The organism is Anaerosolibacter carboniphilus, assembly GCF_014205875.1.
Taxonomy (GTDB): domain Bacteria; phylum Bacillota; class Clostridia; order Peptostreptococcales; family Thermotaleaceae; genus Anaerosolibacter; species Anaerosolibacter carboniphilus.
The window spans coordinates 403,247-418,055 of record NZ_JACHEN010000001.1 but is presented as its reverse complement, the minus strand read 5'-3'; the positions used below and the strand labels follow the sequence as shown (position 1 = coordinate 418,055).

Genomic DNA, 14,809 nt, shown 5'->3' with positions numbered 1-14,809 from the left:
TGATTTCACCTGCCCATATGCGATCATGAAATCAGAATGCTGCTTCCTTCAGCAATGGTGTACACTCGCCGGAATAATATATGCATAAAATATGAAGGGCTCTGGTACAAGCTGTATAAAGCAGAAGCCTTTCCTCCTCACAGCAGTAATTTTCATTTCCTGCATTATAGATAAGCACCACATCAAATTCTAGTCCTTTCGCAAGATAAGCCGGAATCACCAAGGTATCGCATACATATTCATCATCATCCTTCATTATTGCTTTAACATGAACCTTGTCTTTTAAGAAACTATATACCTCATCTGCTTCCTTCACAGTCCTTGTTATGATTCCAATAGATTTATATCCTTTCCCCTTATATATTTTTATATCCTCAAGAAGTCTTTCTTTTATAGCCTCCTCATTTGTAAATCCGAGGAGTAAAGGCTTATCTCCACTTCTTTCTACGCATTCATCAGTAATCGCCTTATGAAGCAGCTTTCTTGAAAACTTAGTTATTTCCATTGTGGATCTGTAGCTTTTGGTTAAATTTATTATGCAGGTATTATTTCGAGGGAATATATGGGAGATATTCTTATAATCTCCTAGGTTCATGAATGGATTGATGGATTGATTGAGATCACCCAGCATAGTTATATTAGAATCCTTGAAAAGTTGATAGAAGATTTCATACTGCAGCGGTGTATAGTCCTGAGCCTCATCAATAATAACATATTTGATTTCTGAAGTTTTTGGAATGTCTCCAAGTGCGCCTTTTAGATATAGGAGAGGGGGCTGATCCTCATAATTAAGCTTTTGTGCCTTTAGGTTTTCCAAAGTATAGCTTTTGATTTCCTCAATATCTTTCTCACCGTATTCAGTATTTGAATTTCTGGAAAAAAGCTCAAGTTTCTCAAAAAGCTGCCTATAAATATCCACTAAATCAAACTCTGTCATTTTATTGATTTCGTAATATATGTCTTTCATTTCCTTCTTTACAATAACTTCACTGCGTTCCATAATTTCTGCTTTATTTATATAGGCGCCTGAATCCTCAAGCTCACCAGCCACTTCTTCTATCCGCTGTTTTTCATAAGGTTCCATCAAAAACAAAATTCTTTCTCTTATCTTTTGAAGTCTCCTTTTCAGTGGAAGCTGTACATAGTCTGTAAAGAACAGCTCTTTTAAATCCTTTGATGAGATTATTAAATTGTCTCTGAAAATGATGTCTGTAAAGTTTCTATCCATTTTTTCAAGGTAGGTTACATACTGTTTTAATATATCTATAAATTCCATGGAAGACTTAAATTTTATATTGCTGATTCTCTTTTGATAGGGTAATTCGTTCTTTGAGACGAGGATATATTCCATCATTTCACAGTAGCCTTCCTTCATAAACTCACCGCCTAAGGCCCGATGCATATATTCCTGAAATGTTGTCTGACTCATATTGTCTTCTCCAAGCTGAGGTAATACACTAGAAATATAATCATTAAAAATATCATTTGGGGAGAATATTACTATATTTTGAGCTGTTATTTTATCCCGATGCTTGTATAAGAGATAGGCAATCCTATGAAGTGCAACAGAAGTTTTCCCGCTTCCAGCAGGCCCTTGAACAACCAGGTTTTTGTACTCCTCATTACGAATTACTTTATTCTGTTCTCTTTGAATGGTTGTTACGATGGCCTTCATCTTATTGTCTGTACTTTTACTTAAAATATCTTGAAGTATTTCATCGTCTATCTTAAGATTGCTGTTAAACATATACTCAATTTCACCATTATTAATTTTGTACTGTCTTTTTAGCGTAAGTTTCCCATCAATAATTCCCTCAGGGCATTTATAATTGGCTTCTCCAATTTCGTAATCATAAAACATACTGGAAATGGGCGCTCTCCAGTCATATACGAGGAAATCAAAATTATCATTAATAAGATTGGAGATTCCTATATAACACTTCTGAGCCTTCTCCTCCCCCCTTTCAACAAAATCCATTCTTGCAAAATAGGGCGACAACAGCATTCTCTCATATTTTTCCTCAAGTTTTCTGGTTAGCTCATGGCTTCTCTTCTGTATCTTCATGGTACCTATGAAGCTCATAAAATCTGCAATCTGCTCCAGTCCATTGGTTATGGAAACAGCTCCTATGTCTTGCCATAGTTCCTTTTGTGTTTCAATGGCATCCTTTTTAAATCTTTCTTTAAAATCACGATTTTCATCAAACTGTTTTCGAGCCTCTTTAAGCACTTCCTGAAGCCATTCATTTTCTAGCTTCCATTCATAGTCATTCCTGTTCATCCTATCTCCTCCTTATGATGTATAATCATTAAAATTATTTCCAAACCCTATTGACATTGTTTTTCTAAAGATGTATAATAAAATTAGGGATATTATATCTTGATCCTATTAAAACGGTATCGAATTTATTTTATCACTTTTATTTTCTTATGTCAATATTAAAGACATTTGTCATTGGACAAATGTCTTTTTGTAATACTGTTCATTCTAAATAATCCTGAATACATTCTTTTCCTATTAAAATGATACGTCTCCTTTACTGGGTATCGGTTGTTCGGTAAACCGAGCACACCCAGCCCAACAAGTATCTTTAAAATCACAGAAAAGGCACCGAATCCTGGTGGTGTTTTTGGTACTCGGCGGATGCGTTTCTATAAAGATTACCGCATCCACGGCACCAATAATCCAGCTTCTATCGGCAAAGCTGTCTCTAATGGCTGCATCTGCATGTATAATCAAGATATTAACTACGCCTACAGTCTAGTTCCTATTGGTACAGAAGTAACCAACCTAAGTTCTCAAACTACAGATCACTGTTATGTGGTTCAGTCAAGAGATACATTATTCAGTATTTCTCAAAATCTTGGAATTAACTATAATGCCATTCTAAGAAATAATAGCGTTATAGATCCAAATACGATTTACGTAAGTCAAAAGATACTCTTTCCTAGATAGAAGATAGAAAAGTAGAATAACAAGATTATTTAATCTTGTTATTCTACTTTTTAAAATGGGGAAATACTGGATTAATAGCTATGTTAAGAAACTAGCCATTTGATATATTAAATTTAATTCTATGTTCCTGTAGGTAGCTATCTACTATTATTACATTCTCAATCGAAGGTACAGCGTTTTCAGCTGATACGCCTAAATAATAAGTCGATCAAAATTTGCTTATTATTTCACTACAGTTTATATTGTCTTAAAAGGTTCAATAATAGTTTCAATTTCTCTTAATTCTTCCTCAGTCAAATTCCATGTTGTTGAATTTATATTTCTCTCTAATTGACTGATACTTGAAACCCCAGCAATAATAGAAGTAACCTCTTCTTTCTGTCTTAGCCAATTGAATGCAACCTCGTTTAATGGTCTTCCAATTTTATCTGCAAAATCACCAATAGCAAGAGCCCCTTCATAATACTTTTCAAATAGATCTCCCTTTAGCTTGGGATTGGCATTTCTAATATCATTTTCTGAAAAATTGCCGCCTCGTTTAAACGCTCCCGTCAATAGACCTTGGAATAGCGGACTATAGGGTAAAAATGCCTGCTGATGCTTTTTAACCATAGGTAAAACTTCATCTTCTGTCTTGTAAACCAGTGGTATTTCATGATAACTATTTGTATTTCTTTCTAGCATGTTATACAAAGATTGTTGCGCATGGATGTCAATCATAGACATAAACTTATCCACGTCCCTCTGGGCAAAATTAGATAAACCTATATACCGAATTTTCCCAGCATTTTTGATCTCTTCTAATGCACAAACAGTTTCTTCGATTGGTGTACTCGGATCAGGCCAATGTAACTGATATATATCGATATAATCGGTTTGAAGCCTTCGTAAGCTTTGATCTATCTCATTTAAAATACTTTTTTTCGTTAAGTTGTTGCTAATTTCCTGTTGATCGTTCCATACCAAGCCACATTTGCTTGCAATTAATATTTTAGAGCGTTTACCCTCTTTCAAAGTTCTACCCAATATTTCCTCCGCTTTGCCAAATCCATAAACCGGTGCCACGTCAAATAAGTTTATTCCACTATCAATCGCTGCGTGTACAATTTTAATCGTGTTATCACCAACTGCATTATCCCATTGACCACCAAAGTTCCAACAACCCATTCCTATAGCCGAAATGTTTTCTTCAATCTTAGCTACTTTTTTATATAACATATTTAGTCCCCCTTGTAAAATATTAACGTCTTAACTTATCTAATAAAACTGCTATTACAATCAACGACCCAATGATTATCTCCAAAATAAAGGAATTAACACCAAGTAGTACGCCACCTTGCCGAAGGGTGGCCATGATCATGGAACCAAGGACTGTACCAATCACACTACCTACTCCTCCGTCTAAGCTTGCGCCACCTACCACTGCTGCAGCTATAGCATCTAGTTCATAGCCAGCCCCTGCAGTAGGAACACCATTTCCTAGCCTTGAAGTAAGTAAAATACCGGCTATGCTGCAGGCTAAGGCAGAAAAAATATAAACGCCATATGTAGTTTTTCTAATGTTAATTCCACTTAGTCTTGCTGCCTCTCTATTACTACCCAAAGCATATACATTTCTACCAAACACAGTTTTATTCGTGATAAACCATGCAATGATGATCATAATCACCCATACTACGAATAAAAATGGAACATTCAACACTTCTATTTGCGCAATTTGCTTAAATCCACCAGGCAGTTTCGAGATCATACTTGCATTGGTTAGCAGCATGATAATTGCCCGAACCACAGTCATCGTTCCCATTGTTGCAATAAATGGTGGCACTTTCCCATCGTGAACCAAAATCCCATTTACCAATCCAATAGCCACACCTGATATCACAGCGATAGCTATAGAGATAGGAATGGATATTCCATTTACCATGCACAAAGCTGCAACAATACCAGTTAAGCCAGTAACGGATCCAACGGATAAATCAATACCAGATGATGTAATCACTACCACCATGCCTATGGCAATCATTCCATAGATCGATGCCTGTCTAGTAAGGGTTTTTAGATTTCCTGCTGTGAAAAACACATCTGATGTAATGGTGAAAAACATAGCTAATAGCATCAACAATATAATTAAAAAAAGTTCGGTTTTCATTCCCTTGCTAAATAACCTTACTTTATTTTTTTCCTTTTTTTCTTTAACTAAAGTATCCATAGAAACCTCCTTTAACTTATGCCAGAAGCTAATCTTAATATTTCTTCATCATCAAACGCTGACTTCTCCAATATACCCATCTGTTTTCCTTCATACATCACTAGGATACGATTTGATAAGCCCATTACTTCAGGTAAATATGAAGAAATGACAATGATTGATTTTCCTTGACTTAGCAGTTCCTCAAATATTTTATATATTTCCTGTTTTGCCCCTACATCAATTCCTACAGTTGGCTCATCGAAGATAAAAATATCACTTTCCTGAGCTAACCATTTTGAAATCACAACCTTTTGCTGATTGCCTCCCGATAGATTCTTAACCAATTGATGTATGGAAGGCGTTTTGGTTCTCAGTCTCTCTGTCAATTCTGTTGTTCTCATATTAATTTTCTTGCTATTCATTACTCCATAGGAAGATACCTTATTAATTGCTACCATATTCGTATTTACTGCAATAGATAAACCTAAAGCCAGTCCCTCATCTTTTCTATTTTCTGGTATAAGTGCTATCCCTTTCTTGATCGCTTCTTCCGGGTTATTTATTTCAGCTTTCTCTCCATTTATATAAATATCACCTGACTCTTTTTTATCAGCTCCAAAAATGCATCTAACAATTTCAGTACGTCCTGAACCTACTAATCCAAACATTCCGAATATCTCACCTTTTTTTAACTCAAAACTAATATTTCGAAATGCTTTACCTCGACAAAGATTTTCAACCTTTAGTACAGACTCTCCGTGTTTTACATGCTTGATCTCGTACATATCTTTTGTATTACGTCCTACCATCATTGTAATCAGATCATTTTCATTGGTTTCACTCGTATTTACTGTTCCCACCTTCGTACCGTCCTTCATAACTGTTACACGGTCGCTGATTCTAAATATCTCATCCATTCTATGGGTAATATAAATAATGCCAACATTCTGGTCCTTTAACATTTGAATAATCTTAAATAATTCCTCAATCTCTTCATTCGTTAATAGTGCAGTTGGCTCATCAAATATAACCAGCTTAGCTTTAAGATGAAGAATCTTCCCAATCGCCACCATCTCTTGTTGGGCTACAGATAGCTCATTAATAACTGCTTTCGGATCAACATGTACATTTATAGACTCTAAAATCTTTCTTGTTTCCCCATACATCGCCTTATAATCTACAAAGCCTAGTTTTGTTTTCGGTAACTGTCCCATATAAAAGTTTTCAGCTATTGTTAAGTCCTTTGCTAAATTCACATCCTGATAGACGGCTCCTAAGCCATGTCTCTCAGCCTGTAATGGAGATTTGAAATCTACAGACTTATTTTCCACAAATATTTCGCCTGACGTTCTACTGTAAACTCCCATCAATATTTTAATAATCGTAGACTTTCCAGCTCCATTTTCTCCAACCAGCGCATGTACTTCACCTTTACGTACATCAAAACTAACATTATCCAGTGCTTTTACTCCAGGAAATTCTTTTACGATATTTTTGACTTCTATGATATTTTCATGTTCTAAAGGCATAACTACCCTCCTTGCTTGCTGCGTGCTATCAAAATATGTTTCTAAAAATATCACAGACACGAAACATTTCATGTCTGTGATATTTTTACATCCCCAAACTGTTATTCCAAAGGATAAAGCAACTTGTGTATTTCAGGCTGCTTCATATTTTCTTTTGTTACGATCGTTGCATTAATGATGATGTCCTTTTGAACGCTTTTGCCCTCGATAGCTTCAATTGCATGCATAACACCGTCATAGCCCATTCCAAATGGGTTTTGTACGACCAATCCATTTAATGTTCCATCTTCAAGGGCTTTAATTTCATCTTCATTTGTATCAAAGGCATATGTAACGATTTCATTGTGCTTTCCTGATTCTTCAAGAGCTTTAGCTATACCAACACCCATGTGATTGTTATCCCCGAAGATACCAATTAAATCTGGATTTGCAGCGATTGTACTTTCTGCTATGCTTAAAGCTTTTGTAATATCATTATCCCCGTACTGAGTTTCGAGAACTACGATATTGGGAACTAATTCTTTTATTTTTCCAATAAATCCTTCTGTTCTATCGGTATTAACCTTTGATCCAGCCACAGAACTAATTACAATTACTTTCTTTCCAGCAGGATTGACCCCCATTTTTTCCCAGTCTTTTACCATAGCTTCTGCTGCCATACCTGCTGCCAATCGGTGGTCTGTTGCTAAGTAAGATGTATATTTATCTGTATTGAGTTTGTTGTCTATGGTGATAACAGGAATTCCATTTGATACAGCGTTTTCAACTGCAGGAACTGTTGCATCTGAACTTGAGGAGGCAATCACAACAGCATCAGGTTGTGTAGCAATAACGTTTTCCAGAATTGAAACCTGCTTGTCAATATCCGTTTCTGATGGAGGTCCATCTGTAGTTACTACAACTTTTCCATCGCTATCTGCTTCTGCTGCTTTTGCACCTGCTAATAATGTTTGCCAATAGTCAGAGTCAGTTGCTTTTACAATAACAGAAATTTTATAAGGTTTGTCTTCTGCATTAGCATCTGAATTTGCAGGTGTATCTCCCTGATTCACTCCTGTGTTGTTAGTGCTTGAGCTACAGCCTGCAAATAGTGCAACCGCCATGATAAGTACTAACAATAATGCAAAAATCCTTTTTTTCATAACATCTTGTCTCCCCTTTATAAATTTATTTACTTTATTTTTGGCGTCCTTATTACAACGTCAGGACACCAAAATTAAAATCTGGAATTTATGGAACCGTTCCCACATTTCTTTAAAAAAAATTACTAAGGATTCATTTTTTCAGAACCCTTTAAATATATTTTATAAGGCATAATACACTCTACTCTTTGTTTGTTTGGATCTTCAAACCTTTCTAGTAACCTATGCATTGCTACTCTGCCCATCTCGACTGCATCTCTCGCCACATAACTAAAATTATATCCCAGTATATCCAACACTTTATTGCTATCAATTCCTATGGCAGCTATATCTTTCCCTAACGTTAAGTTATATTCCTTTAATGCTTTAATGAAGCCCAATGTAGTTCTATTGTTACATGTAATGATGGCGTCGGGTAGGTCTTTACTTTCTATAAATTGCTTTGACAATTCATAGGCCTTTTCCACGCTGAAATTTCCCTCATATATATACTCGTTTATAATCTCCATTCCATAGTCTTCCATTGCACCCAGATAGCCCTTATATCGATCTTGACCAATCTTTAATTTTAAATCACCTGTAATAATACCGATCTTCTTATGGCCTTCTTTAATTAGTATCTCTGTGGCACTATAAGCACTTTTGTAGTTTTCAAAGTAGACGCCGTCCCACTCAGAATTTTTCACACCTCTATCTAGGAGTACGATTGGAATTTTCAAATCCTTTAATTTCTGTTTTAACTTTTTCTCAGCTTCGCCATAATTATGGTCATTTACAGGGGTTAAGATCAAACCTTTTACCCGCTGCATGTTGAGCATAGCCAAGGCTCTCTCTTCCTTTAAAAAATTATTGCTAGTGTCACAAAAAATCAAGGTCATATTATGCTCATCTACAATTTCGCTAATACCTGTCAGAACCTCTCCAAAAAATTCATTGTCAGCTTCAGGAATAATGACACCAATGGTACTACTCTCTTTTTTGCTTAAACTCCTTGCAGTTGCAGATGGATAATAGATATTCTCTTTTATAACATTTTCAATCTTTTCTCTTGTCTCCTTACGTACATAACCAGAATTATTTAATACCCGAGAAACAGTAGATTTAGATACCTTTGCTTTTTTTGCTATATCATTAATTGTTAGTGTCATATTTAATACCTCATTTATGGAACCGTTTTCATATTTTGATTATATACTTCTCTTTTCTATGAGTCAATATATTTAATTAGATTTAGCGTATAATTTTTACTTTTTTATTAATTTTCAGTAAATTCCCTTTAAAGTCTCCTTAAGATTCCTTCTTTAAAGGACTTTTGAATAGAAAAAATAGAAGGGGTAAGTTCATACGAACTTGCTCTTCTACTTTCTTTAAAAAGGCATATCCAATAGCATGTCATAGAACCATCTTTTGACATGCCATTCAGGATTAGGGACACTCCCCTCGCCTCAATTATGCTTATATTGAGAGACTCAGAGTTAAGCATTGCTCAATTTTTCAATTGCTTGTTTTTCGTTCGACACAAAGAATATATCCTTTCCTTGGTTACTCTCATAGATGAAATCTTTTAAACTCTTACTTGAATATACAGAGTAATCACCGACTATTGCTATTTTAATGTGATAATTAATGAATTTTTGCATTATCTCCCCTGCAAGTCTTGTTTTCAAGTGAAAAAACTCCTCACATATTGCTGATTTATTCAAAATTATACGATTGCAGCCGGTTTCATAGCTTACTGTTCCAATGAAATCTAATGATGACTGAACATCAGTTATCAGTATTTCGTTGCTACTTACAATGGCAATTTTTATATCATTCTCTTTTATCACAGTTATTTCCATAATTAGCCTCCAACAAATGAATAATTTTTGCCACACTTTAAAATAAGACTTAGTGGCATTGACTTCAGCCTCCCATTAAAAAGATTTGGCAAGGCGAAATCCAAGATCTTCAATAGCGAACGTGGGATGGCTACGACGACGATTCGTAGCCAGTTTAAAACAATAGCTACCCCTTCTGATGCGACAATTCTGCTAAATTTCTTCAAACTACTCTCCTATCATTATTTCAGTTTTCTCAACAAGCATAGAGATTGAACTTAACATGCTTTCTATAAATTTTATGCTCCCCCAAAGAATAACTCTTAATCTTTTATCTTTCTCATCATATTTTACTTGAATTGTGGATTTTCCGATTTCAGGGTCCTTACAATTCGCTATAGCTATAAGTGTATTTGAAATTCTTATATAATCATCCTTTTCGGTTTCGTTAATATCTACTACAGCTGACACATTTATCCGCTGCTCTGTAGTCTCTATCTCGTCTCCTATCGTAGAGTAATCAATGTTTAGCTCTTCATCTTCTTTTTCATTACCTATTCTAACATTGTCTTTTTCTATAAAAACACTTATATCATGTCCTGAAATTCTCCATTGCTTACCAACCTTACTTGCTTCAAGTTTACCCTCCTTTATAAACTTTCTGATCGTCTTATGATGCATACCTAGCAGTTCTGCAACTTGATCTATTGTATAAAATTTATTCTCCATAGAATCGAATCCTTTCTTAATTGCATTATTGTAAAATTATAAAAGATTTTTTCACTATAGTCAATTCTTTTTTGCGCTTTGTTAAACTTTGTTGTATTTTATTGATATTTATTACCTTTCATACCTTCTTATATATACAAAAAATAAACCTACAAAAATATTATTCGTAGGTTTATTGGATAAAATATCTATATAATTCTCTAGTTATATCATCTAAATTTACAGTGAAAACCGCCGTTACTTGTGGTATGTTCCACTATATCTATTTAATCGGATAGTTCTTTCATAATAACTTATAACTAATAAGGAAGCCCCTTATTTCGTGATCATTTGGTATTTCGCTTTGCGCTTTTATTGAATAAGAAAAGTTTAATAACAGATGGTTTTGAAAATTCATTTTTCATTAAAGTTGCATATAAAAAAGAAGTGAAATAAACATGAATTGATGATAAAATCATATTGGGAATACCAAAAAAATAATGGTATACTAGAATCGATAAAGTAATGTGACACGAAAGTTAAAAATACTTTTAGAAAGGAAGATTTATTAATGAGCAAACCCATTCTATCAGCTCACTTTGAATCAAGGAAACCATCAGCTGTACGACTTGCACAAATGAAATACGAGGAACGTAAAGTCAAACCCCAAGCTGTAATTAATGTAGGTATTGGAAACGTTTCCCTCCCAACAAATCCAGCTATGCAAAAAAGGATGTTTGAACTTAATGCGCCTGAAAGCCCATTTGCTAAGGGTGTTGTGAGATATTCAACAACCGCTGGTTTTACAGAGTGTCAAGATGCATTTAAAAATATCCTAAAGTGTGAAGGTTTTGATACGAGTAAATTGTTCGTTCAGGTAACTGACGGCGGATCTGCTGCTATGGAATTGCTTTTAATTGGTGTTTGTGGTGCTGCCGGTACTGGTGAAAAACCACTTATGATGATCGATCCAGCCTACACCAACTATATTTCTTTTGCAGAAAGAACCGGACGTAAAACAGTTACAGTAAAACGTAATTTAGGCGAGGACGGCAAGTACAACCTTCCAGAACTGAGTAAAATCGAAGAGGCAATTAAAACACATAATCCTGGAGCACTTCTTGTCATACCTTATGACAATCCTACAGGACAGTACTACGATTACGAAACACTTAAAGAATTAGCTAAATTGTGCGTAAAATATAACATGTGGATGATCAGTGATGAAGCTTATCGTGAACTCTATTATGTAGAAGATAGTAAACTTGTAAGTATCTGGGGTGTCACTGACGCAGATGTACCTGGTATCGAAGGTAGAAGAATTAGTATTGAAACTGCATCAAAGGTATGGAATGCTTGTGGTTTAAGAATCGGCGCTTTGATCACAGATAATGCTGAATTCAACAATCGTTCCGTAGCTGAATATACTGCAAACCTTTGCGCCAATGTTATCGGCCAGTATATATTTGGTGCACTAGCACATGAAAGCAAGGAACAAATTGCTGAATGGTGCAAGAATATTCGAGAATACTACAGAGAACAAATAGTCAATGTGTATAACGGTCTGAAGGCGCAGGAACCTAGTTTGATTGTGTCCAGCCCTGATGCATCCATATACACAGTAATTGACGTTAGAAATGTAGTAAAACCTGGATTTGATGCAATTGACTTCGTTTTATATTGTGCAGGAGAAGGATCTGTTAACATCGGAGGTGTTGAAACAACACTTCTGATCGCACCTATGAAAGGATTCTATGATATTCAGGCAGGCGAGCATAATCCAGGAAGCACACAATTCAGAATTTCATTCGTAGAAACTCCTGAAAATATGGCAAAGATTCCTGAATTGTTTGTTAAACTTCTAAGACAGTTTGAAGCACAAAGATAGAGAATAGAACACATAGCCCCAGTTTGAATCATGACCGCCGGCTTTGCCGGCGGTCTACTCATATACTTCAGGTTTGCATATTGGTCAAGTATCATTAAACTACTTTTCATTTCAACTGCCCCTAAAACTTGAAGGTGTAAGCTATGAAGCTCTTCTCATAGAAAATAGTATTACTGACCCAAATATGATTTATGCAAGGCAAAAACTACTCATTCCTAGATAGAAATATAAAAAGTAGAAGGGCAATTAAACAATCTTGCCCTTCTACTTTTGCAAAAAGCTCAGAAACGCTGTCAATCAGCAAAAGTTGTTGAGTAAAATCAGAACCTCAAATTTTTTTAGAATCTACTCTGTTTATCCTATGCTTTAATCGATGGAAAGTATCATCTTTCCACGGGCTTTTTTATTTAATATTTGAGCATGTGCTTTTTCGGCTTCTTCTAAGGTTAATTCGTCCCCAACTTCCGGATGCAACATACCAGATTCCAAGAAAGCTTCGACAGCATGTAAACTTGCATTGTACTCATCAGGTGACGCATTCCAAAGAGCCATACCTAAGATATCTGCTTCTTTCATCATGGCCAATCTCGGATTGATTTCCAGACTGCCTCGATTGCCAACTACAACGATACGACCATATGGTGCAATCATCTTCAGATCAGTCTCTAAATTCATATTTGCTAAAAACTCGATGATAACCTCCGGTCCTTTACCATTTGTCAGAGAAATTATTTTATCGATGGAACCCTCTGTTATGTGCTCGAGTACATGTGTAGCGCCTGAAGCTTTCACCAAAGACTTTCCCTCTTCTATACTTGCAGTTCCAATCACTGTCGCTCCGATTCCTTTAGCCATTTGAACAACCAACAAACCAACGCCACCGCTTGCACCGTGAATCAAAACAGTCTCACCCGGTTTGATCTTTGCTCTGTGAAATAATGCGCGATAAGCAGTTAATGCTGGAATACCGAGAGATGCACCTTGCTGGTAAGATATTGACTCGGGCAATCTATGAACAGCATTGGCATCGCAGACTACCTTTTGTGCATATGTTCCGGTATTTCGCTTTGCAAGCAATGCAGCTACAAAAACGCGGTCTCCTATTTTGAGATGCTTTACCCCCTCACCTACAGCATCTACAACGCCCGCTCCATCAAACCCAGGTGTATACGGCAACTCAGGAGTATAAAAAGAATATGTACCAGTACGAATATATGCTTCATTCGGGTTAATACCCGCAGCAAACAGTCGAACGCGTACTTCGCTTGTAGCAGGGATAGGTTCATCGACTTCTGTGTATTCCAAGACTTCAGGTCCCCCAAATCTTGACATTTGAATAGCTTTCATCTATCTTCCACCTACCTTAATATTTAATACTTCCCATAAACACTGAAGAGAGCCCCAACATTTCTCTCACTTTTTCTTCTTTCATGTACAATAACGCATTTATTTGACTTCGACCATCCAGCCTTCGGGAGCTTTCACATCCCCGAACTGAATTCCACAAAGTATGTCATAGAGCTTTCTGGTGACTGGTCCTACTTCCTTTTCGCTATAGAATACATGGAGTTTACCATTGTATTCTATACCACCGATGGGAGTAATGACTGCCGCAGTCCCGCAAGCTCCAGCTTCTGTCAATTCATCCAGATTATCGATCCGTACATCTCTTTCTTCAACTTCCATGCCCATATATTCCTTCGCCACATGCATCAAGGAATACTTTGTGATGCTTGGGAGAATGGATTCGGATTTTGGTGTAACAAATTTATTATCCTTGGTAATTCCAAAGAAGTTTGCAGCACCAACCTCTTCTATCTTGCTATGCGTCAACGGGTCAAGATAAATGCAGTCTGCAAAGCCTTTCTTTACAGCCACTTCATGGGGCATCAAGCTTGCAGCATAGTTGCCTCCGACCTTGGCTGCACCTGTTCCGTAGGGTGCTGCTCTGTCATATTCGGAAATCATAAAGTTGACGGGATTCATGCCGCCCTTAAAATACGGCCCTACAGGAATGCAAAATACACCAAAAATGTACTCAGGGGCAGGCTTTACACCGATGTTATCTCCAACGCCAATCACGAAAGGCCGAAGATAGAGTGTAGCACCCATGCCGTACGGTGGTACATAGTGCTCATTGGCCTTTGCAACTTGTACGCAGGCATCAATGAATTTTTCTTCCGGTATTTCAGGCATCAGAAGCCGTCTGCAGCTGTCTTTCATACGCTTTGCATTTTGATCCGGCCTGAAGAGTTGTATCTTACCATCCTTTGTTCTATATGCCTTCAAGCCCTCGAAGCATTGCTGTCCGTAATGGAGGGCTGCTGAACCTTCGCTTATGGTCAAAGTATTGTCTTCGGTCAGCTTACCATCATCCCAGCTTCCAGACTTCCATACAGAGATATAACGATAGTCAGTTTTTATATAGTTAAAACCTAATTTACCCCAATCGATGTCCACAGCTTTCGCCATATAAATCACTCCTTTAATTTTTATGGTGTTTAATTTATTGTTCCATCACAATATGCATACCTTAGTAGCATTCCCCTCAAACACTTTCTTTGCAAATCAGTCT

At 36.4% G+C, this 14,809-nt stretch carries 13 protein-coding genes; 2 read left to right on the top strand and 11 right to left on the bottom strand.

What is annotated here, in order from left to right; genetic code table 11:
• Window positions 1-31 precede the first annotated feature (31 nt).
• On the bottom strand, window positions 32-2,281 hold the full coding sequence (gene helD, locus HNQ80_RS01845; protein ID WP_184307552.1) for an RNA polymerase recycling motor HelD: 2,250 nt from the start codon (window positions 2,279-2,281) through the stop codon (window positions 32-34).
• Between the two features lie 270 nt (window positions 2,282-2,551).
• Between helD and HNQ80_RS01840 the strand changes: the two genes are divergently transcribed.
• Window positions 2,552-2,956, top strand: a complete 405-nt coding sequence (locus tag HNQ80_RS01840) for a L,D-transpeptidase family protein (RefSeq protein WP_184307550.1) — start codon at window positions 2,552-2,554, stop codon at window positions 2,954-2,956.
• Between the two features lie 237 nt (window positions 2,957-3,193).
• Here the strand turns inward: HNQ80_RS01840 and HNQ80_RS01835 are convergent, their stop codons facing one another.
• The 8 genes from HNQ80_RS01835 to HNQ80_RS01800 all read right to left on the bottom strand — a co-directional run bounded on the left by HNQ80_RS01835 (window position 3,194) and on the right by HNQ80_RS01800 (window position 10,367).
• Entirely contained in the window at window positions 3,194-4,174 is a 981-nt protein-coding gene (locus tag HNQ80_RS01835; RefSeq protein ID WP_184307548.1) for an aldo/keto reductase, read from the bottom strand.
• Window positions 4,175-4,196: 22 nt separating this feature from the next.
• Window positions 4,197-5,165 carry an ABC transporter permease gene (locus tag HNQ80_RS01830; protein ID WP_184307546.1) on the bottom strand — a complete coding sequence of 323 codons (969 nt, stop codon included), beginning with the start codon at window positions 5,163-5,165 and terminating at the stop codon, window positions 4,197-4,199.
• A gap of 11 nt (window positions 5,166-5,176) precedes the next feature.
• Entirely contained in the window at window positions 5,177-6,676 is a 1,500-nt protein-coding gene (locus tag HNQ80_RS01825) for a sugar ABC transporter ATP-binding protein (RefSeq protein WP_184307544.1), read from the bottom strand.
• A gap of 101 nt (window positions 6,677-6,777) precedes the next feature.
• The gene (locus HNQ80_RS01820) at window positions 6,778-7,818 is read right to left on the bottom strand and encodes an ABC transporter substrate-binding protein (protein WP_184307542.1); all 1,041 of its coding nucleotides are present in this window, start codon (window positions 7,816-7,818) and stop codon (window positions 6,778-6,780) included.
• A gap of 125 nt (window positions 7,819-7,943) precedes the next feature.
• Window positions 7,944-8,966, bottom strand: coding sequence for a LacI family DNA-binding transcriptional regulator (locus tag HNQ80_RS01815; protein WP_184307540.1), 1,023 nt, complete (start codon window positions 8,964-8,966; stop codon window positions 7,944-7,946).
• A gap of 327 nt (window positions 8,967-9,293) precedes the next feature.
• On the bottom strand, window positions 9,294-9,659 hold the full coding sequence (locus tag HNQ80_RS01810) for a DUF4180 domain-containing protein (protein ID WP_184307538.1): 366 nt from the start codon (window positions 9,657-9,659) through the stop codon (window positions 9,294-9,296).
• A gap of 2 nt (window positions 9,660-9,661) precedes the next feature.
• Entirely contained in the window at window positions 9,662-9,865 is a 204-nt protein-coding gene (locus HNQ80_RS01805; RefSeq protein WP_184307536.1) for a hypothetical protein, read from the bottom strand.
• 1 nt (window position 9,866) lies between these two features.
• Complete coding sequence (locus HNQ80_RS01800; protein WP_184307534.1) at window positions 9,867-10,367, bottom strand: helix-turn-helix domain-containing protein; 501 nt, start codon at window positions 10,365-10,367, stop codon at window positions 9,867-9,869.
• Window positions 10,368-10,917: 550 nt separating this feature from the next.
• Between HNQ80_RS01800 and HNQ80_RS01795 the strand changes: the two genes are divergently transcribed.
• A complete protein-coding gene (locus HNQ80_RS01795) occupies window positions 10,918-12,234 on the top strand; it encodes a pyridoxal phosphate-dependent aminotransferase (protein ID WP_184307532.1) in 1,317 nt (438 codons plus the stop codon).
• A 366-nt stretch (window positions 12,235-12,600) separates the two neighbouring features.
• Here HNQ80_RS01795 and HNQ80_RS01790 read toward each other — a convergent pair whose 3' ends face one another.
• Both HNQ80_RS01790 and HNQ80_RS01785 read right to left on the bottom strand, forming a co-directional pair.
• Window positions 12,601-13,566, bottom strand: a complete 966-nt coding sequence (locus HNQ80_RS01790) for an NADPH:quinone reductase (protein WP_243182931.1) — start codon at window positions 13,564-13,566, stop codon at window positions 12,601-12,603.
• 114 nt (window positions 13,567-13,680) lie between these two features.
• Entirely contained in the window at window positions 13,681-14,706 is a 1,026-nt protein-coding gene (locus HNQ80_RS01785; protein ID WP_184307528.1) for a branched-chain amino acid aminotransferase, read from the bottom strand.
• Window positions 14,707-14,809 lie beyond the last annotated feature (103 nt).

Coding starts and splice junctions, on each gene's coding strand:
- helD (WP_184307552.1), bottom strand. CDS start 2,281: ATGAACAGGAATGACTATGAATGGAAGCTAGAAAATGAATGGCTTCAG.
- HNQ80_RS01835 (WP_184307548.1), bottom strand. CDS start 4,174: ATGTTATATAAAAAAGTAGCTAAGATTGAAGAAAACATTTCGGCTATA.
- HNQ80_RS01830 (WP_184307546.1), bottom strand. CDS start 5,165: ATGGATACTTTAGTTAAAGAAAAAAAGGAAAAAAATAAAGTAAGGTTA.
- HNQ80_RS01825 (WP_184307544.1), bottom strand. CDS start 6,676: ATGCCTTTAGAACATGAAAATATCATAGAAGTCAAAAATATCGTAAAA.
- HNQ80_RS01820 (WP_184307542.1), bottom strand. CDS start 7,818: ATGAAAAAAAGGATTTTTGCATTATTGTTAGTACTTATCATGGCGGTT.
- HNQ80_RS01815 (WP_184307540.1), bottom strand. CDS start 8,966: ATGACACTAACAATTAATGATATAGCAAAAAAAGCAAAGGTATCTAAA.
- HNQ80_RS01810 (WP_184307538.1), bottom strand. CDS start 9,659: ATGGAAATAACTGTGATAAAAGAGAATGATATAAAAATTGCCATTGTA.
- HNQ80_RS01800 (WP_184307534.1), bottom strand. CDS start 10,367: ATGGAGAATAAATTTTATACAATAGATCAAGTTGCAGAACTGCTAGGT.
- HNQ80_RS01795 (WP_184307532.1), top strand. CDS start 10,918: ATGAGCAAACCCATTCTATCAGCTCACTTTGAATCAAGGAAACCATCA.
- HNQ80_RS01790 (WP_243182931.1), bottom strand. CDS start 13,566: ATGTCAAGATTTGGGGGACCTGAAGTCTTGGAATACACAGAAGTCGAT.
- HNQ80_RS01785 (WP_184307528.1), bottom strand. CDS start 14,706: ATGGCGAAAGCTGTGGACATCGATTGGGGTAAATTAGGTTTTAACTAT.